Genomic DNA, 23,390 nt, shown 5'->3' on the forward strand with positions numbered 1-23,390 from the left:
GCAAAATCTATATTTAGATGTATTTGAACTGTATTTGATTCTATATTGTGGAAAACTCTCGACAATATTGATTCAAATGTGATCGATTTTGCCGGGGCCTGCTTCGACAGGATCGATAAAACATATAGAATACAAAGGCTTGGAGTTCCTACACGTATCTGCTCCCAAACCGCCGATGGCTTGCCGTCCGAGGGATCTGCAGGTGAGAGCCGAAGCGAATTCTGCGGAATGTGCTCGGCCGGCTATCGGCCTATTCCGAAATGGGGCCTTCCATGGGCTGAATCTTTTTCTGGAATTTTGTCCCGCTCTGGCACGCATTTTTTTATGCGCCATAGAAAAAGGCGCCTCGTGATTGCCACGGGCGCCTGGATCCGGACTTGTGTGGTTGAGCTAGAGGAATTCCGTCAGGGCTTCGCGCGACTGCAGCGTCAGGAACTCGATGGCCACGCCTTCCAGGAAGTGGCGTACGACGCGCCCGCGCATATTGCCGAGGCGAACGGCCGAGCCGATCGGCGGGCGGATGTCGATGTCGACGGCGGCGCCCGAGAGCGAAAGGTCCATCAGGCGGCAGGGATAGGCCTTGCCGTCTTCCAGTGTCAGTTCGGTCCGGGTCTGGCGTGGCGTGAGACGGTCGTGGCGCCGATCTTCCGGCAGGCCCAGTTCGTGCTTGTTGGCGATCCAGGTCAACTGGGCTGCGAGTTTTTCACGCTTGCGGACCGTGGCGTTGATCGTGATGACAAAGCCATCCTCGGTCAGCTTCACCACCGTGCCTTCGATGCGGCCGAGGTGGTCGATATAGGCAACGATGCGCTCATTCGGGCGTGGCATGCCGGCACAGGCAAAGCGCACATCTCCCGGCGACATGTCGACGACCTTGCAGACATACTCTTCATAGCTTGCGAGCATGAGCCTGCCTTGCAGGCTGACGGCAACGCGCTGGAAGGCTCGTTGCTGTCCCGGCGAGGCGATCGTGGAGCTCTGGCTTGCCTGCGGCGAGTACATCATGAGAAATCTGTTCGTTCCTTTGTTCCTCGACAGTAGTGGGTGAGCCGTTAATATTGTGTTTGCTCTCTGCCTCGCCTTTTCACGACGGAACGCAATTCGCACCCGGGTTAAGGTTAAGAACTCGTTTCATTTGTTTCATTCGAGGAAAGCTGCCATCAAGAGTGCAGCACACGCGAAGGTAAGCCTTCGGCACCACCTCCAGTCGGCGCAACGATCTGTCTCGCGCCTGCAAGGCCACTCGGTTTCCCGGGCGGCCTTTTTTTTATCGGCCAGCTGCATTACCTCATGCAGGCAGACGAAACAGGAGTGGCCCATGCAGGACGAATCGGGATCGCGGCGCGACGAGCCCCCGCAAGGCGCAATGCCAGAACCCGCTCCAGAGCGGACCTCTTCCGACAATCCCCCGATCTTCAATCTGCCGCCCGGTATCCTCGCCGCCCTCGCGCTGGTGATCGGGATCTATGTCCTGCAGGATTTCGTTTTCTCGGATCGCACCAATCAATGGGTCGCCGTCGAGTTCGGCTTCTCTCCGGTCCGTTATCTCTACCCCCTCGGCGAACAGTCACTCGCGTGGCTCTGGACGCCGGTCTCCTATTCGCTGCTGCATGGCAGTTTTGAACATCTCGCATTCAACAGCCTGTGGCTTGCGGCGTTCGGGACGCCCGTCTGCCGCAGGATCGGCGAAATGCGCTTCTTGTTGTTCTGGATCGTTTCCTCGGTCGCAGCAGCGGCTCTCCACGCCTTGGTCAATTGGGGTGAGCCATCACTGATGGTCGGCGCATCGGGCGTGATATCGGCGCTGATGGGGGCCGCGTGCCGGTTCGCCTTCGGTGATCGCCAGCGGGTCCACGCGCGTCTTTCGGGGCGGGAGCCGCCGCTCCTGAGCGTAGGACAGGCGTTATCGGATCGCACCGTGCGCGTTTTCATCATCGTCTGGCTGCTTGGCAATGTCGCAATCGCCTTCGGTCTGCCGATGATGGGGGCCGGTTCGGCGGCAATTGCCTGGGATGCCCATATCGGTGGCTTCCTGCTTGGCTTCTTCTGCCTTGCCTTCTTCGATCCCTATAGCCGCAAGCCGGCATGAGAGCCGCTTATTGCATTCCTCTTGAATAAAGGGCACCCTTTTCATCGGTAGTCCGCGAGGATTGGACTGCCGCCCCAGTGTTCTATGCGAGGAGGAACGCATGAGTGCATCTGCAAGAAGCATACTCGAGCAAAAGGGCCGCAACGTCATCACCATCAATCCGACGGTGACCCTGGGCGAGGCAGCCCACGTGCTTGAAGAACACAAGATCGGTGCGGTTGTCGTCGTCGGCATGGAAAACCGGATCGTTGGTATTTTCACCGAACGTGACGTGGTGCGCGCGATCGGATCGGAAGGCAAGGATGCCTTGGACCAGCCGGTATCGGCCTTCATGACCGCCAATGTCTATCGTTGCAGCGAGGAGACCGGTGTCAACGAACTCATGGAAATGATGTCGGCCCGTCGCTTCCGCCACGTGCCCGTCGAGGACAATGGCAAGCTCTGCGGCATCATCTCGATCGGTGACGTAGTGAAGTCGCGCATCCGCGAAATCGAGCAGGAGGCCGAGGACATCAAGGCCTATATCGCAGGCTAAGGGCCTGGAAATCAGCCAGGGCGAGGACAGCGTCAGGGCGTGGTCAGCGGAGCACGGCTTCCTGCATCCGCCGAATTTCGCTAACGCGGGACTTGGTTTCTTCGTAGCCTCGCTCGATCGCTTCCCCTGCGCGGTGAAACTCCGACAATCCGATGTCGTTAAGCCGCGGATGAAGCGCGAGGTCCGGCGGGTCGCCTGCGAGCCTCGCCCGTGAAATCCGGTCCTGGATGATGTTGAAGGCCTGGACCATGACGCCGGTCAGGCCGACCTTGTTTGGCGCCCGCGCCGTTTCGACATTTGCCTGGTCCGGGCTCGTGGCCTTGTGCTTGACCACCGCAGATCGACCAAACACGTCGTAGTGAAGATTGACCGCCATGACGAGTGGCTGCTCGTAGGAGCGGCACACCGAGACTGGTACCGGATTGACCAGCGCGCCATCGATCAGGGTTCGATTGTTGCATCGAACCGGTTCGAAAATGCCGGGAAGGGCATAGGACGCCCGCAGGGCGGTGATCAGGCTGCCGCCGTCGATCCAGACTTCATGGCCGCTATTGAGTTCCGAAGCCACCGCCACGAAGGGTTTCGGCAACTGTTCGATCGTCAATCCCTCAAGATGCTCCTGCATGCGCTTGGTGAGCCGCATGCCGCCCAGCAGTCCGCCGCCACCAATCGTCAGGTCGAGCAGCGAGGCGATGCGACGCATGGTCAGGGACCGGGCGAAGGCTTCCAACTCATCGAGCTTTCCAGCGAGATAGCAACCGCCAACCAGGGCGCCGATCGAAGTGCCGGCAATCATGCCGACTTCGATGCCCTCCTCGTCGAGGGCGCGCAAGACGCCGATATGGGCCCATCCACGCGCGGCGCCGCCACCGAGCGCCAGGGCGACCTTGGCGCGCGTCTTCGTCTCAGGCCCGCTTGGATTGCCCGGCATGGATATGCCATCCTTCGCCGTTTGGGCAACGCTCGTTGCCGAATGTGACATCATACTCCAGTTCAGCATCTCCGAACCCCATTCGCTGAACACTCCGGACCACATTAGGACATTGTCTGCTTACGAATTCGTTATGCGTAAACCGTTTCCTCAACCGCCATAGATGTCGGACGGGTCGAAATGGCGGTGATCGTCGGCGATCGTGAGCGCCGGGCGTCCACCGTCGAGTGCGGCAGAGCGAAAGAAGCAGGAGCGGCGGCCGGTGTGACAGGTGGCATCGTGGCCGGCGACCTCGACCTTCAGCCAGATTGCATCCTGATCGCAATCCACCCGGATTTCCTTGACCGATTGCAGGTTCCCCGAACTTTCGCCCTTCTTCCAGATCTTGGCTCGCGATCGGCTGTAATAGTGACCGATCCCGGTTTCCAGCGTCAGCGCAATGGCTTCGGCATTCATATGCGCCACCATCAGCAGTTCGCCATCGCGTGCATCCGTCACCACGGCCGTGACGAGGCCGTGCTCATCGAATTTCGGCGTGAAGGCGAGCCCCTCTTCCAGCTGTGCCTTGTCGGGAGAGGGCGGGTCGAAGGAGATGGATGACATCTGTATGAACTCAGCGGTTGCGGACCATGGACATGAAGCGCGCCTGTTCGGCCGCATTGTCCTTGAAGGCGCCGGTAAAGGTTGTGGTGAGGGTCGTTGACCCCGTCTTCTGGATGCCGCGCATGGCCATGCACATATGCTCGGCCTCGATGAACACCGCGACACCGCGCGGCTGCAGGCCGCCGTCGATCGCCTGGGCGATTTGTGCGGTCATGTTCTCCTGGGTCTGCAGACGTCGGGCGAAGACATCGACGACCCGGGCAATCTTGGAGAGCCCGAGGACGCGACCCTTCGGCAGATAGGCGACATGCGCCTTGCCCATCACGGGCAACATGTGGTGTTCGCAATGCGAGAAGAAGGAAATATCGCGCACCAGAACCATGTCGTCATAGCCGCCGACCTCCTCGAAGGTCCGTCCGAGAACCTCATCAATATCGGTTTCATAGCCGGCAAAAAGTTCGGAATAGGCTTTGGCGACGCGGGCCGGTGTGTCGAGCAACCCCTCCCGCTCCGGATCGTCTCCGGCCCATAGCAGAAGCGTGCGAACGGCCTGCTCGGCTTCTTCGCGCGTCGGGCGCGGCGATTCCGCAGTCAGTTTCGTGACGATGGCGTCCATGGCCTTGGTCTCCCGGTCCCGTTCGATGCGGGTCGCTGGTTTGGCTTTGCCGGATTGTAAATGCGTAATGCGGCTCATAATGCAAGTCCGTTGTCGTGGTTTGCGGCGAGAAGATCAAAGCCTGACGGGCGGCTTGCGTTTGTCCTGAGCCCGTCCCTCCGATATAAGGAGCATTGAAATCGATATAAAGGCGGTGGCTGCGACATGATGCCGGCGGCATTGCTGTAGCCAGTCCCTATATACGGGAAAGACGCCGGAGCGGATTGACCATGGACGACATCTACAACACCAAGATTCTCGAATTTGCCGGAAACATCAGCCGCATTGGAACGCTCAGCGATGCGCAGGGGGTCTCAGAGAAGCATTCGAAGCTCTGTGGCTCTCGGGTGAAGGTCTATCTGAGGGTCGACGGCGGTATTGTCACCGATTTCGCCCACGAAGTGAAGGCGTGCGCGCTGGGCCAGGCATCGTCCGGCATTATGGCGCGCCACGTTGTGGGCGCGACTGCAGAGGAACTCCGCAAGGCAAGGCTCGACATGCTCGCCATGCTGAAAGAAGACGGCGAGGGGCCGGTCGGCCGTTTCGAAGACATGCGCTTCCTGAAGCCGGTTCGGGACTACAAGGCCCGTCACGCCTCCACCATGCTGACCTTCGATGCCGTGGTCGACTGTCTCGATCAGATCGAGCAACCGGCCATGCCCGCCGAGGCGAGCTGACCATGTGCGAAGGCCCCGATTGCGGCCATGATTCGCCCGGTCGGTCGCTTAAAAGCCGGAACTGGCAAGGGCCGTTCCGCAAGACCCCGGGCCGACTGCTAGGCATGGGGCTGATCCGTTTCTATCAGCTGACACTGTCCAGCATAGTCGGCAGTTCGTGTCGCCACATGCCGACCTGTTCGGAATACGGTTACGAGGCGATTGCCCGTCATGGCCTATGGTCGGGTGGGTGGCTGACACTGTTTCGCGTCGGCCGCTGCGGACCGGGCGGCACATGGGGCCCGGATCCGGTCCCCCCGGTGCTTGATAGCCGCTTCACCTGGTATGCGCCGTGGCGTCTCTGGAAGTTCGGCCGCAAACCAGGGGCCTGAGCCCCCTTGGCAAGGAGCAAGATCCTTTACTCAGCAGCGCTTTCGTCCTAAGGAGCGCCGGTAAATCGCGGGTTCGAACCCGCCCCTTTCACCACCCGCATTCGTTGGCGGGACTGGATCAGGAGACTTAGCATGTCCGCTTCCGTATCTCTCACTTTCCCCGATGGCTCCATTCGCGAATACGCTGCCGGCACGACCGGTGCGCAGGTTGCCGAATCAATTTCCAAGTCGCTTGCCAAGAAGGCTGTCGCGATTGCGCTCGACGGCACCGTGCGCGACCTGTCTGACCCTGTCATCGAGGGCAAGATCGAGATCGTCACCCGCACCGATCCGCGCGCATTGGAGCTCATCCGTCATGATGCGGCACATGTCATGGCCGAGGCCGTGCAGGAGCTTTGGCCCGGTACCCAGGTGACCATCGGTCCGGTGATCGAGAACGGTTTTTACTACGACTTCGCCAAGGACGAGCCCTTCACGCCCGACGATCTGCCGAAGATCGAAAAGCGGATGAAGGAGATCATCCAGCGCAACAAGCCCTTCACCAAGGAAGTCTGGTCGCGCGACAAGGCGAGGGAGGTTTTTGCGTCCAAGGGCGAAAAGTACAAGGTCGAGCTGGTCGACGCGATCCCGGAAGACCAGGACCTCAAGATCTACTATCAGGGCGATTGGTTCGACCTCTGCCGTGGGCCGCATATGGCGTCCACCGGGCAGATCGGCATGGCCTTCAAGCTGATGAAGGTCGCCGGTGCCTATTGGCGCGGTGACAGCAACAATCCGATGCTGACCCGCATCTACGGCACGGCCTTTGCAGACCAGGAAGACCTGGATCGTTACCTGCACATTCTGGCCGAAGCCGAAAAGCGCGACCACCGCAAGCTCGGTCGCGAGATGGATCTCTTCCATTTCCAGGAAGAAGGCCCCGGCGTCGTCTTCTGGCACGGCAAGGGCTGGCGCATGTTCCAGACGCTGACCTCCTACATGCGCCGTCGGCTCGAGGGCGTCTATGAGGAAGTCAACGCACCGCAGGTGCTCGACAAGTCGCTCTGGGAAACGTCCGGTCACTGGGGCTGGTATCAGGAGAACATGTTTGCCGTGAAATCGGCGCATGCCTTCACCCATCCCGACGACGAGGAAGCCGATCAGAAGGTCTTCGCGCTGAAGCCGATGAACTGCCCGGGTCACGTGCAGATCTTCAAGCATGGCCTGAAGTCCTATCGCGAGCTGCCCGTCCGTCTCGCCGAATTCGGCAATGTCCACCGCTACGAAGCGTCCGGTGCGCTGCACGGCCTGATGCGTGTGCGCGGCTTCACCCAGGACGACGCGCATGTCTTCTGCACGGATGAGCAGATGGCGGCCGAATGCTTGCGAATCAACGACCTGATCCTCTCGGTCTACGAGGACTTCGGCTTCGGTGAGATCGTCGTGAAGCTCTCGACCCGTCCGGATAAGCGAGTCGGTACCGACGACCTCTGGGATCGCGCCGAAAGCGTCATGATGGACGTGTTGAAGCAGATCGAGGAACAGTCCGGCGGCCGCATCAAGACCGGCATTCTGCCGGGCGAGGGTGCCTTCTACGGGCCGAAGTTCGAATACACTTTGCGCGACGCGATCGGCCGAGAATGGCAGTGCGGCACGACACAGGTGGACTTCAACCTGCCGGAACGCTTTGGTGCCTTCTACATCGACGACAAGTCGGAAAAGAAGCAGCCCGTCATGATCCACCGCGCCATTTGCGGCTCGATGGAGCGCTTCCTTGGCATCCTGATCGAGAACTTCGCCGGCCATATGCCGCTCTGGTTCGCACCGCTTCAGGTCGTGGTTGCCACGATCACCTCGGATGCCGACGACTATGGTCGGGAGGTCGCAGAGCAGCTCCGTGATGCGGGCCTGCTGGTCGAGACCGACTTCCGCAACGAGAAGATCAACTACAAGGTTCGCGAGCACTCCGTGACCAAGGTGCCGGTCATCATTGTCTGCGGCAAGCGCGAGGCGGAGGAAAACACCGTCAACATCCGTCGTCTCGGTTCCCAGGAACAGGTTTCGATGCCGCTCGTCGAAGCCGTCGCGGTACTGGCTGGTGAAGCAACGCCGCCAGACGTCAGGCGCAAGCTGGCAAAGCGCAAGGTCTGAATGGGTAGCTGTCTGGCAGTGTGTCGCAGCACTGTCAGACAGCTGTCATCGAAACGGCATATGACGGAATGATGATTCTCCGCGCGACTGGAGCCTTCTCGTGAAGTTCAAAGAACTGTCCTATGCCAATGAGCGCGACCCCAAGCTCAAGCGCTGGTTCATCCGGTCGATCGAAGGCCTCTCCGGCCGTGACCGATTTACTCGGCTTTATGAGATCTGGCGGAACGACATTGTCGGCAAGACAGACCGCGTCTTCGGCAAGATGCTGGATCTGATCGATGTTGAACTGAAGGTGACGGGCAGCTGGCCACCCGAGAACATTCCCGATGGGCCGATCGTGATCGTTGCCAATCATCCCTTCGGCATCGGCGACGGCATCGCGGTTCTCGCACTTGCCGAGCAGCTCGGACGACCCTTCCGGGTGCTGATCAACAATGAACTTCTGAAAGTGCCGGAAATGGCACCTTATTCGCTTCCCGTGTCCTTCGAGGAGACCAAGGAAGCGCTTGCGCTCAACATGCAGACCCGCCATGAGGCACTTCGCCTTCTGAAGGAAGGTGTGACCGTGGTCATATTCCCCGCCGGGGGCGTGGCCACCGCGAAGAAGGGGTTCGGTCGCGCCGAGGACCTGCCCTGGAAGATGTTTCCGGCCAAGCTCATCCAGGCCGCCAATGCCAATGTCGTGCCTGTCTATTTCGAGGGCCAGAACGGTCGCCTCTTCCATCTCGCCAGCAGAGTCTCGCTGACGCTGCGCGTCTCGCTGCTGATCAGAGAATTCCGGCGCCTGTCCGGCTCGACGATCCAGGCGCGTGTTGGTGAAATGATTTCCTGGGAAGAGCTGAGCAGCCATGCCAACCGGAAAGACTTGCTTGCGCGGCTCTTCGGTGCGGTCTTTGACATGGCTCCTGTGGAGCGCCGGTTGTTCCGCCGCGCAGCGTAAGGTGTCAGGATTTGTTGAGCATAAGCTCGACATCCATATTGGTGCCGGCCTTCACCTCGAAGTCCTTCTGGAAAATCTTGTCCTTGTTGCGGGCCACCGCGGTATACAGGCCTTCCGCCAGCACCATGACGGGGAAGGCGCTGACGCTTTCCGCAACGATGTCACCGCCGGAGGTCAGGATGGACCAGGCGGTGTCGGCAATGGCTTCGCCACCCTCTTCTGAGACGAGCTTGAGGCCCACCTGCGAAGCGCGGTGCTGCATCGTTGCCTCCGTCAGTTCCCCGGCATCCACGGTGATGTCCGCGCGCACCACGGCATTGATAGCTCCGTATTCTGACACGACGTGATAGGTCCCGGCATTCAGCCGGACAATCGTGTTCGGCTTGACATCGGCCAGCACGAGGCCGCGCTCGCCGTCTTCGCGGACGTCGGTGGAATAGATGTCGAAGCTCAGCTGCTTGTCGGGAATATGCGTATCGGCACCCGAAATTGCATTGAGGGACATGCCGCCGGCGTCGAGCACGAGTACCTGGTCGGCTACGTCGCCTTCGGATGGGATGTTGAGCTTCTTGGTTGCCCCGGCGCGTCCGAACGACACATTCACGAAATAATCGCCCGGAGCCAGCTGAAAGGCAGCACTTCCACCTTCCGCGCTTGCCAGAAGCGGGAGCTTGCCATCGACGTCAGGAATAGGACTGAAGACGCGCCAGGACAGGCCATGTTGCATTGGCTGGCCTTCATTGGTCAGCTTGGCATCCAGCTTCACGTTGCGGCCTTGGGCGGGTGTCGCGATGGTGTCCAGCCCCGGCGCCGAGAAGGCCTTCAACTTCGGCATCTTGGTCGAGCCGTTGAGTTGCTTGAACGTTTCGAAGGCTTCCTGTGCATGAAGTGTCGATGCGGCAGCCAGGGTCATGAAGAGCCCGAGCAGCAGCCGGATGAGGCCGGATTGAGGAGACATGCGATGCACTGTGTGTTGACTTCCTTCCCAATGCCGGCAACTTCAAACCGAACCGCATGGCAATTTCAAGACCTGCCGACCCTGCCAAGGCCTATGAAGGTATCAAGAAAATGAAAAAAGACTTCAAGCTGCTCGATTATCTCGCAGTCCGCCGTTCCGTGCCCGCTTTTCAGATGTGCGAGCCGGGTCCGGACAAGGCAGAAATCGAGTCGATCCTGTCGCTGGCGGTTCGTGTTCCCGATCACGGGAAACTCGCTCCCTGGCGTTTTGTCGTTTACCGCGGCGAGGAACGCGCACGCATCAGCGAGGAGCTGCTGAAACTGGCATTGGAGAAGAATCCGCAGCTTTCCGAGGAGATGATCCAGGTCGAGCGCACGCGATTTACCCGTGCGCCGGTTGTCATTGGTGTTGTCTCAACCGCCGCCCCGCATGCGAAGATCCCCGAATGGGAGCAGGTTATGTCTGCCGGTGCCGTATGCCTCAATCTTCTGATGGCCGCCAATGCCCATGGCTATGTCTCGAACTGGCTGAGCGAGTGGTTTGCCTTCGATGAACGCGCCCATCCGCTGCTGGGCGTGCAGCATGGCGAGAAGGTCGCTGGTTTCATTCATATAGGCTCGACCGAATTCCCGATCGTCGAGCGACCGCGTCCAGCGCTTGCGGATGTCGTGTCATGGCGGGGTGGTGAGGATTGATGTTTTACGATACCGGTTCGAATGCCCATGGTATGGCGCATGACCCCTTCAAGGCGATCGTCGCGCCTCGACCCATTGGCTGGATCGGCAGCAAGGGGAGCGACGGGAGCCGCAACTTGTCGCCCTATTCCTTCTTCAATGCCGTCGGCGACCGGCCGAAAATGGTGATGTTTTCGTCGAGCGGTCGCAAGGACAGTCTGCGCAATGTCGAGGAAACCGGCGTGTTTACGGCAAGCTTCGTCAGCCGCTCGCTTCTTGGCCAGATGAGTGCCTCCTCTGCCGCCGTTCCCTACGAGACGGATGAATTCGTCCTGGCGGGCCTGACCGCAACACAGGGCCAGCTGGTCGATGCGCCCTATGTCGGAGAAGCGGTCGCAGCTCTTGAATGCCGGGTGACCAAGATCTTGACCCTGCCGGATATGGAGGGCAACGAGACCGACAGTCATGCCGTCTTCGGGCAGGTGGTCGGGATCCACATTGCCGACGCCATGATCCGCGATGGACGTTTCGATCTGGCATTCGCCGAGCCGATCATGCGGCTTGGTTACATGGACTATGCCGGGATGGGCCCCGTCTTCGAACTGAGGCGTCCGGGCCAGCCGGGCTAGGGTAAACGGCAGGGATCGATCGTGACGGGAACGACTTCGTGCCACCTCTCCGGACTGGTTAATGAACGTGGTGAACGTTTCTTAAACACTTTGAACCTAGTGTTTCATGGAGTGAATGCTTCGGGTGTACACAGGTGGCGAGTGGGTTCGACTTTGATCGTTGCAGCTTTTTTCAGATGGGTCGAGACAGCGAAGACGCAGGACCGGGCCCGTGCGGCAAACGCTCTGGCGCGGGCCTATCTCAAGTCTGAGATGGTGCCGGAAGAGCGGCAGTCCGCGCAGATGGCGATGACCTATCTGCTCGATGATCCATCGCCGCAGGTGCGCCTTGCACTGGCAGAGGTTCTAGCTCGCGAGGCGCGGGCGCCCCGCGCCCTGATGGTTTCGCTGGCCGAAGATCAACCCGAGATCGCTTCGACGGTGATTCTTCACTCACCGGTTCTCTCCGATGCCGATCTCGTCGACATTGCCGGCCGTGGAACGGTCGAGACGCGCGCGCTGATTGCGGCACGCGCCGAGGTGAGCGTTGGCGTGGCGGCGGCCCTTGCCGAAATCGGCGAAGCAGCAGAGCTGGAGGTTCTCCTTGAAAATCCCGATGCGCGCTTCACGGCTTTCACGCTCCGGCGCATTGCCGAGCGTCATGGCCATTGTGAGCGCATCCGGGCGCTCCTCCTCGAGCGGGACGACCTTAGCAGTGGCGTGCGTCAGCTGCTCGTGCAGTTCGTGACGGACGCCCTGGCGGGCTCGGGCCTCGTCATCGGCGCCATCGGCAGCCGACGTATCGAGCGCATCGTACGTGAAGCTGGTCACTGCGCGACGATTGCGCTGCTGGCCGACGTCCATGGTGAGGAATTGTCGCGCCTGACCGATCAGCTGCGGATCGCGGGTCGCCTGAGCCCGGCCTTCCTGATGCATGCTCTGTGTGCAGGCCGGACGGATTTCTTTTCCGCGGCCATCGTCGCCATATCCGGCCTGGAGGAACGTCGCGTGCGTTCGATCCTCGCCACGGGCCGCTTCCACGCGGTCCGCGCACTTCTGGAATCGGCAGGTCTCGGGCGTGATGTCAGCCCGGTTTTCGTGGAAGCAGTGATGCTCTGGCGCAGCCTGATCCAATCGGCCGATTCGTTCGACCTGGAACATATCGCCCAACGGCTGGTCTTGCGGTATCGCGGCAACCACGAACTGAATGACGCTGCGCGTGCCCTGATCGACATGGTCGAACGGCTTGCCATTGCAGAAGAGCGGCGCCTGGCGCGCGACTATGCCAGTGGATTTGCGCTGGCGGCTGCCTGATCGCTTCAGGGGACGATCTTTTTGGCCACCCAGGAATAGCTGTCAGAGACCACGTGGATGGGTTTGTCGAAGATCATCTTGATCTCGGCTGTGCCCGGCAGCACCTGCCGTACCGCATCGATTGCCCTGTCTTTCAACGTTCTGTGCTGTTCTTCCGTCGGAATTTTGGTCTGCGCCTCAACGCCTGCATCCGGAAGCGTCTGATTGGATTCGGCGATCGCTTCGGCAATTTCGGGAGGTGGCGTCTGGCAGACGGCAACGGCCGTCGGATAACTGATATTCGTATAGCGCCCCAGAATTTCCTCAGATGCTGCGTCGCACAGCTCAATCGAAACGAAGCGCTCTGTCGGCGTTTCGACGAATTCGCATTGGCTGACGCTGTCGTCGCATCCGAGGATCGTCATCATGATCAGGGCTGTTTTCATTCGCGGGGCTCCGGTGACAGCTGTCGGCAGTTGAGACGAAACAAAAGGATTCGAGCCAAAGCAAGGCATGCAGGCGCATAGCGTGCCTTTGCAGTAAGCCTCGCCGAAGGCGAGCGCCGGGTCGTCGACGCGCCCGGCAGCCGCGGGACTGCTACCCTGCCGACGACACCCGGCGGACTTCATCCGAGGGGTCGGTTGCGAGGTCCAGCTCACCCTGTGCCTCCATCGGATACAGATCGTCGGACAATTCGACCTCGCGGATCCATTCGCGCCAGATCGACACCAGCAGCGCCATCAGGACGGGGCCGATGAACAGGCCGAGAAAGCCCAGGGTCTTCACGCCGCCGATAAGACCGAAAAAGGTCGGCAGGAAGGGCAGCTTGATCGGGCCGCCGACAAGCCGTGGGCGGACCGTCTTGTCGACGATGAACAGCTCGACCGCTCCCCAGATGAAGAGGGCTACCCCAGGGATCGTGGCGCCACTCGCAACGAGATAGATCGAGACGAGCGTGAAGGAGAGTGGCGCACCGCCTGGAATGAGTGCCATGACGCCGGTGATGACACCGAGCGTCACCGGGGAGGGCACACCCGCCAGCCAGTAGGCAATGCCGAGCACGATGCCTTCCCCGATCGCGATCAGGGTCATGCCGGTGACCGTGGAACTGATCGTGGCGGGTACGACGCGCGAGATCCGCTCCCACCGGTTTGGCAGGATGCGTTCGCCGAGCAGGTCGAGTTGCCGGGAAAAACTGGCTCCGTCGCGATAGACGAAGAACAGGGCGATCAGCATGAAGAGCAGGGTCAGCAACAGATGGAAGAGCCCGTCGCCGGCGGCGATCACGGCGCGGTAGATATTGCCGATATTGGCGCCGCTGACGATCTGGATGAGCTGTCCGATCGCGCCAGGCTGGCCGACATGTTCGTTCCATTTCCCCGCCAGCCATTCACCGACGCGGGGCAGGGCCGAGATCCAGGCCGGGGGCGGCGCGCCTGTCGTATTCGCCTCGACGGCCCAGGTGATCCATTGACGGATTTCCTCGACCGCATAGGAGATCGCAATGCCGATGGGCACGATCAGGAAGGTCAGGATGAAGAGAAGCGCCAGTGTGGCGCCGAGCGTCGTGTTGCCGCCGATCCGGTCCAGCAGTCGACGGTAGAGAGGCCAGCTGGCAAAGGCGATGACCAGCGATGCCAATACCGGCACCAGGAAACCATGAAAGAAGTAGATGGCTGCAAGGCCGATCAGCACCAGCAACCAGCGCGCCACCGAGATCGGAGTAATGAGCGCGATGCGATTGGCCGTTGCCTGACCGAGCCAGCGCGGCCCTTTCGACGGGGTCTGAGTATCAGCCTGATTCACAATCTGAAGTGTCCCGTTAGAACTGCCCTGCATATGGAGCATTCCCGGTCGGGAAACAAGCGGTGCGGCGCCGGATCATCGGCGCTCACCGTCAGATGTCGAGGTTCTCGGCGAAGGCCGCGCGGTCCTGAATGAAGCGGAAACGGGCCTCCGGCTTGGTGCCCATCAGCGCGTCCACCGCATCGCGCGTACCCTCGAAGTCGACATCGTCGATGCCGACCCGAAGCAAGGTACGCTTGGCGGGATCCATCGTCGTTTCCTTGAGCTGCGCCGGCATCATTTCGCCAAGGCCTTTGAAGCGCCCGATCTCGACCTTCTTGCCCTTGAACACCGTCTCCATGAGCTCCGCGCGGTGAAGATCGTCACGGGCATAGACGGTCTTTGCACCCTGACGAATGACATAGAGCGGCGGCACGGCGAGGTAGAGATGGTTGCCGCGGATGAGCTCCGGCATTTCCTGGTAGAAGAAGGTGATCAGCAGCGAGGCGATGTGCGCGCCATCGACGTCGGCATCGGTCATCACGATAATCCGCTCGTAGCGCAGATCTTCATCGCGATACTTCGTCCGTGTGCCGCAGCCGAGTGCCTGGATGAGATCGGCAATCTGCTGATTGGCCATCAGTTTTTCCCGGCTGGCCGAGCCGACATTGAGGATCTTGCCGCGCAGCGGAAGGATCGCCTGGTTCGCGCGGTTGCGGGCCTGCTTGGCCGAGCCACCGGCCGAGTCACCCTCGACGATGAACAGTTCGGCGCCTTCGGCCGTGTTCTGCGAGCAGTCGGCAAGCTTGCCCGGCAAGCGCAGCTTGCGCACGGCGGTCTTGCGGTTGACTTCCTTCTCCTTGCGACGACGCAGCCGTTCCTCGCAACGCTCGATGACCCAGTCGAGCAGCTTGGCGGCTTCGTTCGGATTGTCGGCGAGATAGTGGTCGAAGGGGTCGCGCAGAGCGTTCTCGACGATGCGCTGCGCCTCGACGGTTGCCAGTTTGTCCTTGGTCTGGCCGACAAATTCCGGCTCTCGGATGAAAACCGACAGCATGCCGACCGCAGAGATCATCACGTCGTCGGTCGTGATCTCGCGGGCCCGCTTGTTCTGCGTCAGTTCGGCGTAGTTCTTGAGACCCTTGGTCAGCGCGATGCGCAGGCCCGCCTCATGCGTACCGCCTTCGGGCGTCGGGATCGTGTTGCAATAGGAATGCAGCGCCGGATCGCCACCATACCAGGTCACGGCCCATTCCATCGCGCCATGCCCGCCGGTCTTTTCCGTCTTGCCGGCGAAGATTTCGCGGGTGACGGTGAATTCCTTGCCGAGCGTGGCCGCCAGATAGTCCTTCAGGCCGCCGGGGAAGTGGAAGACAGCCTTTTCTGGAATGTCGCCGCCCTCGGGAACCATGCCCGGATCGCACGACCAGCGGATCTCGACACCGCCGAAGAGGTAAGCCTTCGAGCGTGCCATGCGGAAGATCCGGCCCGGATCGAACTTCGCATGGTCGCCGAAGATCTGCGGATCGGGATGGAAGCGGACACGCGTCCCCCGGCGATTGTGGACTTCACCCAGCTCTTCGAGGCCGCCCTGCGGCACGCCGCGCGAAAAAGTCTGGCGATAGAGCTTGCGATTGCGCGCCACCTCGACTTCGAGCAAGTCCGAGAGTGCATTGACGACGGATACGCCGACGCCGTGCAGACCGCCCGATGTCTCATAGGCCTTGCCGTCGAACTTGCCGCCGGCATGCAGCTTGGTCATGATCACTTCGAGGGTCGACTTGCCCGGCACCTGCGGATGCAGTTCAACCGGGATGCCGCGCCCGTTGTCCGAGACCGTCAGGAAGCCTTGCATGTCGAGATGCACGTCGATGAAGTTGGCATGGCCCGCCACCGCTTCGTCCATCGAGTTGTCGATGACTTCGGCGAACAGGTGATGCAGTGCCTTCTCGTCCGTGCCGCCGATATACATGCCCGGCCGCATCCGCACCGGCTCAAGGCCTTCGAGAACGCGGATCGACGAGGCGCCGTATTCGTCGCCGGAAGAGGTCGTCGGGGAGGCAGGCGGCGGCGGCGCAGCTGCTGCGGGTCGAGCGGTCGGGGCCCGGGTTGTGGTGGACACGGGTTCTGCCTCGACCTTCTGGGCGAGCGGCATTCCGGAAAAGAGATCGTTGTCGTCCATGGCGTCGTTCGATACTCTGTTGCTGTTCGATGCCGGACCTGAGGCACCTTCCAAAAGCCGCTGCACCTGGCCAGTCGCATCTGCGAATCAGTCGGATTGTGCCAGAAAGGCAGGGCAGGCGCGAAGGGCCAGACAGCCGGCGCATGTTGAATTCGGGCCAGCTTTGCGTGGCGCATTTCGCGAAGGCAAGCGTGAGCCGAGAGGAAACCCATCTTCCATGCAGATGTCCACAGCTCATTTCCGCACCGCGGCGATTTCCTGCGTTCTCTTTCCGTTTCTGTTTCTGGCAAGTGCCCGTGCCGAAGCCGTCGGTCCATTCAAGGATGAGCTCTTCTCGGCCCAGACCGTGATCGAAGCCGGCGATGGCGGTGACTTTACCATCATCGATTATGATGAGATGCGCGACATCAATGGCCGCGACAGCATTCCCGAACGCCGGGTGAAGGATCGCTACGTCTCGCTCAAGGTTCGTCGCTTTCAGGAGAACCAGACCCTCGATCTGGCGACCGGACCCATGCAGGTCGGGAGAATTGGCCTCGATCAGGGCCAGGCTTTCACCGTGATCTTCATCCATGGCCGGGGCGGGGACCGGCGCCTGGGGCTCAATGACATCAGCTTCGGCGGCAACTTCAACCGGCTGAAGAACCTCGCCGCTGAAAACGGCGGGACCTATTACGCTCCTTCGGTGAGAAGCTTCGACGACAAGGGTGTCGCGGACGTGGCCGCCCTTGTGGCCTATGCTTCGGCCCGATCCGGCGGCAAGCCCGTGGTGCTCGCCTGCGCCTCGATGGGCAGCTTCATCTGCTGGGGTCTTTCGCGCGATCCGGCAACTGTGGCGAAACTCTCCGGAATGGCGATCCTCGGAGGGGCACCGGATCCGGCCTTGCCCCAGAGTGCCGCGGCGAAGGCCCAGTTGCCGATCTGGTTTACCCATGGCAGCCGCGACAGCGTCTATGCCGCAGACGACCAGTTGGCGATCTATCGCAAGCTGCGCGGCGCAGGTCAGCCGGTTCGTTTCACGCTCTTTGAAAGCGGCTCGCACGGCACGCCGGTGCGCATGACGGACTGGCGCGCCTTGCTCAACTGGCTGGTCCGCTAACCTCGGTCGTCAGGGCCGGGGCTTGATCACCCGCTGGCCGTTGTCGGTGATTTTGCCGCTTGTCTGGGCAATCTCCGTCCGGATTTTACCATGCTGCCTGATTAAGCAGCCAATCTCTCACCGCAATCTTTCCTTTACCGCTCAGATTTGCTACTTCGCGGGAGCGAAATAGGGGTTTTGACGATATGACACCGGATGTTCGTCCGCTGGTTGCGGGCAATTGGAAGATGAACGGCACGCGGGCTTCGCTCGACCAGATCAAGGCGATCGCCGAAGGCGTCCAGGGCCCCCTGTCTGAGAAGGTCGATTGCCTGATCTGCCCACCGGCGACCTTGCTCTATGTTGCGACGGCGCTGTGCACCGACAGCCCGCTCCAGATCGGCGCGCAGGACTGCCACCAGAACGTATCGGGCGCGCATACCGGCGACATCGCAGCCGAAATGATCGCAGATTGCTTCGGTACCCATGTGATTGTCGGCCATTCCGAACGCCGCACCGACCATGCCGAAACCGACCATCTGGTGCGCGCCAAGGCGGAGGCTGCCTATGCCGCTGACCTGACAGCCATCATCTGCATCGGCGAGACGGCGGAGGAGCGAAAATCCGGCCAGACCCTGGATATCCTCAAGCGCCAGCTCGCCGGCTCGGTTCCCGATGGCGCAAAGGCCGAGCGCACCGTGATCGCCTACGAACCGGTCTGGGCGATCGGCACGGGGCTGACCCCGACGACGGCCGATGTCGCCGAAGCCCATGCATTTCTGCGGACCGAACTCGTCGAGCGTTTCGGCGCCGAGGGCAAATTGATGCCAATCCTCTATGGCGGATCGGTGAAGCCATCGAATGCGAGAGAACTCATGGCCGTCGAGAACGTCGATGGTGCGCTGATCGGCGGTGCAAGCTTGAAGGCCGAAGATTTCCTCGCCATATACCGGGTCTACGAGGACCTCACCGCCTGAAGGGCAAAGCCTGGAAATGCGGAGTAGGGGGTTTCATTGCCCGTTCCTCTCATGTAAAGAGCCGCCAACCTCATTGATTTTGCCCCTGTCGGGCAGGATGGACATTCCATGCAGACCGTATTGCTCGTTATTTACCTCATGGTCGTCGTCGCTCTGATCGGCGTCGTCCTCATCCAGCGGTCGGAAGGCGGCGGTCTCGGTGTCGGTGGCGGATCGGGCTTCATGTCTGCGCGCGGCACGGCGAATGCCCTGACCCGCACGACGGCTATCCTCGCGACCCTGTTCTTCATCATCTCGTTGGCGCTTGGCATTCTCGCCCGCTACGAAACCCGTCCGACCGATATCCTCGACCGGATACCGGCCGGCAGCGGCACCACTCAGGGCGGCGGCAGCGTTCTCGACCAGCTCCCGGGCGCAGCGCCGGCACAGCCCTCGACGACGGCTCCGGCAGAATCCGCACCGGCGACGCCGGCTCCGGCTGCCGACCCCAACGCCGTTCCGAACAACTGATCGGAACGGGATCCATCACTCCGGCGGGCTCCAGGGTCCGCCGGTTTTCTTTTGTCTGAATTCCGCCATGCCACACGAAAAATGTGGGACAAGCCCGATTGGGGCTGGCGGAATCGAATCTGAAACGGTATCCGGTGAAGCCCATGGCGCGATATGTATTCATCACTGGCGGCGTGGTTTCCTCTCTCGGTAAAGGAATTGCGGCCGCAGCTCTCGGGGCATTGTTGCAGGCACGGGGTTACCGCGTGCGTCTGCGCAAGCTGGACCCCTATCTCAACGTTGACCCGGGCACCATGAGCCCGACTCAGCACGGCGAAGTTTTCGTCACCGACGATGGTGCCGAGACCGACCTCGACCTTGGCCACTACGAGCGGTTTACCGGGCGCTCGGCGACCAAGACCGACAACATCACCACCGGCCGCATCTACAAGAACATCATCGACAAGGAACGACGCGGCGACTATCTCGGCGCGACCGTCCAGGTCATTCCGCATGTGACGAACGAGATCAAGGATTTCGTCATTGAGGGCAATGACGACTACGACTTCGTCATCTGCGAGATCGGCGGCACCGTCGGCGACATCGAAGCCATGCCCTTCATGGAAGCGATCCGCCAGCTTGGAAACGACCTGCCGCGCGGCACTGCCGTCTATGTCCATCTGACCTTGATGCCCTTTATTCCGGCAGCCGGCGAGCTGAAGACCAAGCCGACGCAGCATTCGGTCAAGGAACTGCAGGCGCTGGGTATCCACCCCGACATCCTGCTGGTTCGTGCCGATCGCGAGATCCCCCAGGCCGAGCGCCGCAAGCTTTCGCTGTTCTGCAACGTTCGCGAAAGCGCCGTGATCCAGGCTCTCGACGTCGCCAACATCTACGACGTGCCGATGGCCTATCACAAGGAAGGCCTCGACAACGAGGTTCTGGCCGCCTTCGGGATCGAACCGGCACCGAAGCCGCGTCTGGACGCATGGGAAGAGGTCTGTAACCGCATCCGGACGCCGGAAGGTGAAGTCACGATTGCGATCGTCGGCAAATACACTGGCCTCAAGGATGCCTACAAGTCGCTGATCGAGGCACTTTATCACGGTGGCATCGCCAACCGGGTCAAGGTCAACCTCGAATGGATCGAATCCGAGATCTTCGAAAAAGAGGATCCGTCGCCATGGCTCGAAAAGGTCAACGGTATCCTCGTGCCAGGCGGATTCGGCGAACGCGGCTCCGAGGGCAAGATCCTGGCCGCCCAGTTTGCCCGCGAGCGGAAGGTCCCCTATTTCGGTATATGCTTCGGCATGCAGATGGCGGTCGTTGAAGCCGCCCGTAATCTCGCTGGCATTGAAAATGCGTCGTCTACCGAATTCGGCAAAACGGCAGAGCCTGTTGTGGGTCTGATGACCGAGTGGATGAAGGGCAACGAGCTCGAAAAGCGCTCGGCCGTGGGAGACCTCGGCGGCACCATGCGTCTCGGCGCCTACAAGGCCTCGCTCAAGAAGGGCACGAAGATCTCCGAAATCTATGGATCGGCCGATATTTCAGAGCGCCACCGCCATCGCTACGAGGTCAATGTCGACTACAAGGACCGGCTGGAATCCTGCGGTCTGGTCTTCTCGGGCATGTCGCCGGACGGCCTCTTGCCGGAAACGGTCGAATATCCGGACCATCCTTGGTTCATCGGCGTCCAGTACCATCCGGAGCTGAAGTCCCGTCCGCTGGATCCGCACCCGCTCTTTGCAAGCTTCGTCGGCGCAGCCCTTGAGCAGAGCCGCCTCGTCTGAGACGGATAGCACCATAGCGACCACAGACCCGGCCATGTGCCGGGTCTTTCGATTCTCGGACAAGGGTGGAAGGCGCAGACCGCCTGGCCGTTCAGGGACGCAGCAACAGGACCGGGACAGTGTCACCGGCGACGACGGCCGGTGCATAGGGTGGACGCACGATAAGGCAATCGGATTGCGCGAAGATCCGCATCATCGATGAATCCTGTTTCCCGAAGCTTTCGACGGCGGGCATGTCCCCCCCGCCATCCATCAGCCGCGCCCGGACATAGTCCTGCCGCTTGTCGTTGGCAGACAGCGCGGTGTGTGACCGGGCCATTGCCATGCGCTGTCGTGGCTGTCGATGCCCCAGATGGCAAAGCAGGGGCTCCAGGAAGAGAAGCCCGCAAACGAGGCTGGAAATCGGATTGCCGGGAAGCCCAAGGACGTGCATCTCGTCCAGCCGTCCGACCATCAGCGGCTTGCCCGGCCGCATGGCGATCCGCCAGAAATCGAGCTGCATGCCGGCTGAAACCAGCGTGGGTTGAACGAGGTCGTGATCGCCGACCGAGGCGCCACCGAGCGTGACGAGCACGTCGGCACGGCACTCACGCGCCCGTTTCACCGCATTCAATAGCAGGTCTCGATCGTCAGGCACGATGCCGAGGTCGAGGATCTCAGCACCATTGTCTCGCGCGAGTGCTGCTATGCCAAATGTATTGGATCCGATGATCTGGCTCGGACCGGGGGCGCTGCCGGGCGAAACAAGCTCGTCGCCGGTAGCAAGGATCGCGATCTTCGGACGTCGAAAGACGGGAAGCCGCGCATGGTTCATGGCCGCTGCCAGCGTCAGGTGACTGAAATCGAGCTGAATACCCGCAGCGAGAGCTACGTCGCCCTCGGCAAAATCCTGACCTCTCGGACGGATGTGGCGGCCCTTCGCAACGGCAAAGGCTGTGCGGATCCGCCCGTCATCGAGTTTTTCGGCATCTTCCTGAAGAAGAATGGTGTCGGCTCCATCCGGGACGGGTGCACCGGTGAAGATGCGCACGGTCTCGCCGGGACCGACCTTGCCCGAAAATCCATGGCCAGCTGCTGACTCGCCGATGACGGTGAGCACGGATCCCACCGCGGCTGCGTCTCCCGCGCGAAGCGCGTAACCGTCCATGGCGGATGCATCAAAGGGTGGTTGGGTGAGCCGGGCGCTGAGGTCGGCCGCGAGCACGCGACCATTGGCGTCATGGAGGGCAATCTCTTCAGTCGCGTCAATCGGACGGGCTGCGGCCAGAAGCCGCGCCAGCGCGTCCTCGACCGGGAGCAGTGACATCAGCTGCGCTCCGGATGGCGGAAATCGCCCGATTTGCCGCCACTTTTCTCCATCACGCGGATGCCGCCGATTTCCATCGTCTTGTCGACGGCTTTCGCCATGTCGTAGATCGTCAGGCAGGTCACCGAGACAGCCGTCAGCGCTTCCATCTCGACGCCGGTCTTGCCGGTCAGCTTGACGGTTGCCTCGATCCTCAGTCCGGGAAGGGCCGGATCTTCGGCGATGTCGACGGTGACTTTCGACAGCATCAGCGGATGGCAGAGCGGGATGAGATTGCTGGTCTGCTTGGCAGCCATGATGCCGGCGATCCGAGCGGTGCCGATCACGTCGCCCTTCTTGGCATTCCCGGCCATGATCGTTGCAAGAGTGCCGGGATTCATCCGCACAAATCCTTCGGCGACCGCGACACGAACCGTGTCATTCTTGGCAGAAACATCCACCATATGCGCCTCACCGGAGGCGCCGATATGCGTCAGTCCGCCGGGCGCGGCCGTCATTCGGCCGCCAGGGTGCCGGTCCTGCCGGTCAGCAGCAGGCGCGTTGCAGAAGCGACGTCGTCCTTGCGCATCAGGCTTTCGCCGACGAGGAAGGTCGAAATACCGGATTTCTCCAGCCGCTGGCAATCCTCATAGGTGAAGATACCGCTTTCGCCGACCAGCAGCCGATCGTCTGGGACCATGGGCGCCAGCTCTTCGCTGACAGTGAGGCTGACCTCGAAGGTGCGCAGATTGCGGTTGTTGATGCCGACCAGCGGCGACTTGAGCTTTAGTGCCCGTTCCATCTCTTCGGCATCATGCACTTCGACCAGCACGTCCATGCCGAGTTCGAAGGCGAGGCCCTCGAGCTCAGCCGCTTCGCCGTCCGACAGCGAGGCCATGATCAGCAGGATGCAGTCGCCGCCCCAGGCGCGCGCTTCATAGACCTGATAGGCGTCGAACATGAAGTCCTTACGCAGGGCCGGCAAGCTGCAGGCCTTGCGCGCCGCCGTCAGAAACTCCGGGGCGCCCTGAAAGCTCGGCGTATCCGTGAGCACCGAGAGGCAGGCTGCGCCGCCGGCCTCATAGGCCGCAGCGAGCAATGGCGGATCAAAATCCGGACGGATCAAGCCCTTGGATGGACTTGCCTTCTTTATCTCGGCGATCAGGCCGAAGCGGCCTTCGTTCCGAGCGTGCAGAAGCGCATCATGAAAACCGCGCGGCGCGTCCTGGGCCGCGACCCGGTCCTTGAGTTCGGCGAGCGAAACGGCTGCCTTTGCCGCTGCGATTTCTTCCCGCTTGTATGTCTCTATGCGCTTCAGGATATCGGTCATGGTCTGG

The 23,390-nt window shown here is 61.2% G+C and carries 24 protein-coding genes; 13 read left to right on the forward strand and 11 right to left on the reverse strand.

The window, feature by feature from the left end; genetic code table 11:
• Nucleotides 1-390: 390 nt before the first annotated feature.
• Nucleotides 391-1,002 carry a PilZ domain-containing protein gene (locus tag LJE98_RS11630; RefSeq protein WP_229575734.1) on the reverse strand — a complete coding sequence of 204 codons (612 nt, stop codon included), beginning with the start codon at nt 1,000-1,002 and terminating at the stop codon, nt 391-393.
• 316 nt (nt 1,003-1,318) lie between these two features.
• On the opposite strand from LJE98_RS11630, the gene LJE98_RS11635 reads away from it, so the two are divergent.
• Nucleotides 1,319-2,089 carry a rhomboid family intramembrane serine protease gene (locus tag LJE98_RS11635; protein ID WP_229575391.1) on the forward strand — a complete coding sequence of 257 codons (771 nt, stop codon included), beginning with the start codon at nt 1,319-1,321 and terminating at the stop codon, nt 2,087-2,089.
• A gap of 100 nt (nt 2,090-2,189) precedes the next feature.
• Nucleotides 2,190-2,624, forward strand: a complete 435-nt coding sequence (locus LJE98_RS11640; protein ID WP_229575392.1) for a CBS domain-containing protein — start codon at nt 2,190-2,192, stop codon at nt 2,622-2,624.
• Between the two features lie 43 nt (nt 2,625-2,667).
• Here the strand turns inward: LJE98_RS11640 and LJE98_RS11645 are convergent, their stop codons facing one another.
• From LJE98_RS11645 to folE, 3 genes are all read right to left on the reverse strand, one after another.
• Nucleotides 2,668-3,624: a patatin-like phospholipase family protein gene (locus LJE98_RS11645; protein ID WP_229575393.1), complete on the reverse strand. Its 957-nt coding sequence runs from the start codon at nt 3,622-3,624 to the stop codon at nt 2,668-2,670.
• A gap of 81 nt (nt 3,625-3,705) precedes the next feature.
• Entirely contained in the window at nt 3,706-4,158 is a 453-nt protein-coding gene (gene hisI, locus LJE98_RS11650) for a phosphoribosyl-AMP cyclohydrolase (RefSeq protein ID WP_229575394.1), read from the reverse strand.
• Between the two features lie 10 nt (nt 4,159-4,168).
• Nucleotides 4,169-4,774 (reverse strand): GTP cyclohydrolase I FolE, encoded by a 606-nt coding sequence (folE, locus tag LJE98_RS11655; protein ID WP_229575735.1) that lies wholly within the window; start codon nt 4,772-4,774, stop codon nt 4,169-4,171.
• Between the two features lie 269 nt (nt 4,775-5,043).
• Between folE and LJE98_RS11660 the strand changes: the two genes are divergently transcribed.
• From LJE98_RS11660 to LJE98_RS11675, 4 genes are all read left to right on the forward strand, one after another.
• Nucleotides 5,044-5,490, forward strand: coding sequence for an iron-sulfur cluster assembly scaffold protein (locus LJE98_RS11660; RefSeq protein WP_229575395.1), 447 nt, complete (start codon nt 5,044-5,046; stop codon nt 5,488-5,490).
• 2 nt (nt 5,491-5,492) lie between these two features.
• On the forward strand, nt 5,493-5,861 hold the full coding sequence (yidD, locus tag LJE98_RS11665; RefSeq protein ID WP_229575396.1) for a membrane protein insertion efficiency factor YidD: 369 nt from the start codon (nt 5,493-5,495) through the stop codon (nt 5,859-5,861).
• Between the two features lie 132 nt (nt 5,862-5,993).
• Entirely contained in the window at nt 5,994-7,991 is a 1,998-nt protein-coding gene (thrS, locus tag LJE98_RS11670; protein ID WP_229575397.1) for a threonine--tRNA ligase, read from the forward strand.
• A 100-nt stretch (nt 7,992-8,091) separates the two neighbouring features.
• Nucleotides 8,092-8,931: a lysophospholipid acyltransferase family protein gene (locus LJE98_RS11675; RefSeq protein WP_229575398.1), complete on the forward strand. Its 840-nt coding sequence runs from the start codon at nt 8,092-8,094 to the stop codon at nt 8,929-8,931.
• Nucleotides 8,932-8,935: 4 nt separating this feature from the next.
• Here LJE98_RS11675 and LJE98_RS11680 read toward each other — a convergent pair whose 3' ends face one another.
• Nucleotides 8,936-9,844 carry a hypothetical protein gene (locus LJE98_RS11680; RefSeq protein WP_229575736.1) on the reverse strand — a complete coding sequence of 303 codons (909 nt, stop codon included), beginning with the start codon at nt 9,842-9,844 and terminating at the stop codon, nt 8,936-8,938.
• 155 nt (nt 9,845-9,999) lie between these two features.
• Between LJE98_RS11680 and LJE98_RS11685 the strand changes: the two genes are divergently transcribed.
• The 3 genes from LJE98_RS11685 (at nt 10,000) to LJE98_RS11695 (ending at nt 12,485) form a co-directional block, all read left to right on the forward strand.
• The gene (locus LJE98_RS11685; protein ID WP_229575399.1) at nt 10,000-10,584 is read left to right on the forward strand and encodes a nitroreductase family protein; all 585 of its coding nucleotides are present in this window, start codon (nt 10,000-10,002) and stop codon (nt 10,582-10,584) included.
• The gene (locus tag LJE98_RS11690) at nt 10,584-11,192 is read left to right on the forward strand and encodes a flavin reductase family protein (RefSeq protein ID WP_229575400.1); all 609 of its coding nucleotides are present in this window, start codon (nt 10,584-10,586) and stop codon (nt 11,190-11,192) included. Before LJE98_RS11685 ends, LJE98_RS11690 begins: the two co-directional genes overlap by 1 nt.
• Nucleotides 11,193-11,345: 153 nt before the next feature.
• Nucleotides 11,346-12,485, forward strand: a complete 1,140-nt coding sequence (locus LJE98_RS11695; protein WP_229575737.1) for a DUF2336 domain-containing protein — start codon at nt 11,346-11,348, stop codon at nt 12,483-12,485.
• 5 nt (nt 12,486-12,490) lie between these two features.
• Here LJE98_RS11695 and LJE98_RS11700 read toward each other — a convergent pair whose 3' ends face one another.
• The 3 genes from LJE98_RS11700 to parE all read right to left on the reverse strand — a co-directional run bounded on the left by LJE98_RS11700 (nt 12,491) and on the right by parE (nt 16,431).
• The gene (locus tag LJE98_RS11700; protein WP_229575401.1) at nt 12,491-12,892 is read right to left on the reverse strand and encodes a hypothetical protein; all 402 of its coding nucleotides are present in this window, start codon (nt 12,890-12,892) and stop codon (nt 12,491-12,493) included.
• Between the two features lie 169 nt (nt 12,893-13,061).
• Nucleotides 13,062-14,303 carry an AI-2E family transporter gene (locus LJE98_RS11705; RefSeq protein WP_267499027.1) on the reverse strand — a complete coding sequence of 414 codons (1,242 nt, stop codon included), beginning with the start codon at nt 14,301-14,303 and terminating at the stop codon, nt 13,062-13,064.
• 58 nt (nt 14,304-14,361) lie between these two features.
• The gene (gene parE / locus LJE98_RS11710; protein ID WP_229575402.1) at nt 14,362-16,431 is read right to left on the reverse strand and encodes a DNA topoisomerase IV subunit B; all 2,070 of its coding nucleotides are present in this window, start codon (nt 16,429-16,431) and stop codon (nt 14,362-14,364) included.
• Between the two features lie 217 nt (nt 16,432-16,648).
• Between parE and LJE98_RS11715 the strand changes: the two genes are divergently transcribed.
• The 4 genes from LJE98_RS11715 (at nt 16,649) to LJE98_RS11730 (ending at nt 20,768) form a co-directional block, all read left to right on the forward strand.
• The gene (locus LJE98_RS11715) at nt 16,649-17,530 is read left to right on the forward strand and encodes an alpha/beta fold hydrolase (RefSeq protein ID WP_420710144.1); all 882 of its coding nucleotides are present in this window, start codon (nt 16,649-16,651) and stop codon (nt 17,528-17,530) included.
• Between the two features lie 185 nt (nt 17,531-17,715).
• The gene (gene tpiA / locus LJE98_RS11720) at nt 17,716-18,486 is read left to right on the forward strand and encodes a triose-phosphate isomerase (protein WP_229575403.1); all 771 of its coding nucleotides are present in this window, start codon (nt 17,716-17,718) and stop codon (nt 18,484-18,486) included.
• Nucleotides 18,487-18,594: 108 nt separating this feature from the next.
• Nucleotides 18,595-18,996, forward strand: a complete 402-nt coding sequence (gene secG, locus LJE98_RS11725; protein WP_229575404.1) for a preprotein translocase subunit SecG — start codon at nt 18,595-18,597, stop codon at nt 18,994-18,996.
• Nucleotides 18,997-19,130: 134 nt separating this feature from the next.
• Nucleotides 19,131-20,768 carry a CTP synthase gene (locus LJE98_RS11730; RefSeq protein ID WP_280640733.1) on the forward strand — a complete coding sequence of 546 codons (1,638 nt, stop codon included), beginning with the start codon at nt 19,131-19,133 and terminating at the stop codon, nt 20,766-20,768.
• Nucleotides 20,769-20,859: 91 nt separating this feature from the next.
• On the opposite strand, the gene glp is transcribed toward LJE98_RS11730, so the two are convergent.
• From glp to trpC, 3 genes are read right to left on the reverse strand one after another with little or no spacing between them, the layout of a single operon-like run.
• The gene (glp, locus tag LJE98_RS11735) at nt 20,860-22,074 is read right to left on the reverse strand and encodes a gephyrin-like molybdotransferase Glp (protein WP_229575406.1); all 1,215 of its coding nucleotides are present in this window, start codon (nt 22,072-22,074) and stop codon (nt 20,860-20,862) included.
• Nucleotides 22,074-22,571 (reverse strand): cyclic pyranopterin monophosphate synthase MoaC, encoded by a 498-nt coding sequence (gene moaC / locus LJE98_RS11740; protein WP_229575407.1) that lies wholly within the window; start codon nt 22,569-22,571, stop codon nt 22,074-22,076. The genes glp and moaC overlap by 1 nt, the downstream gene beginning before the upstream one ends.
• A complete protein-coding gene (gene trpC, locus LJE98_RS11745; protein ID WP_229575408.1) occupies nt 22,568-23,383 on the reverse strand; it encodes an indole-3-glycerol phosphate synthase TrpC in 816 nt (271 codons plus the stop codon). The genes moaC and trpC overlap by 4 nt, the downstream gene beginning before the upstream one ends.
• Between the last annotated feature and the right edge of the window lie 7 nt (nt 23,384-23,390).

Origin of the sequence: Rhizobium sp. 'Codium 1', from assembly GCF_020889605.1 — a bacterium.
In the GTDB taxonomy this organism is placed as follows: domain Bacteria; phylum Pseudomonadota; class Alphaproteobacteria; order Rhizobiales; family Rhizobiaceae; genus Allorhizobium; species Allorhizobium algae.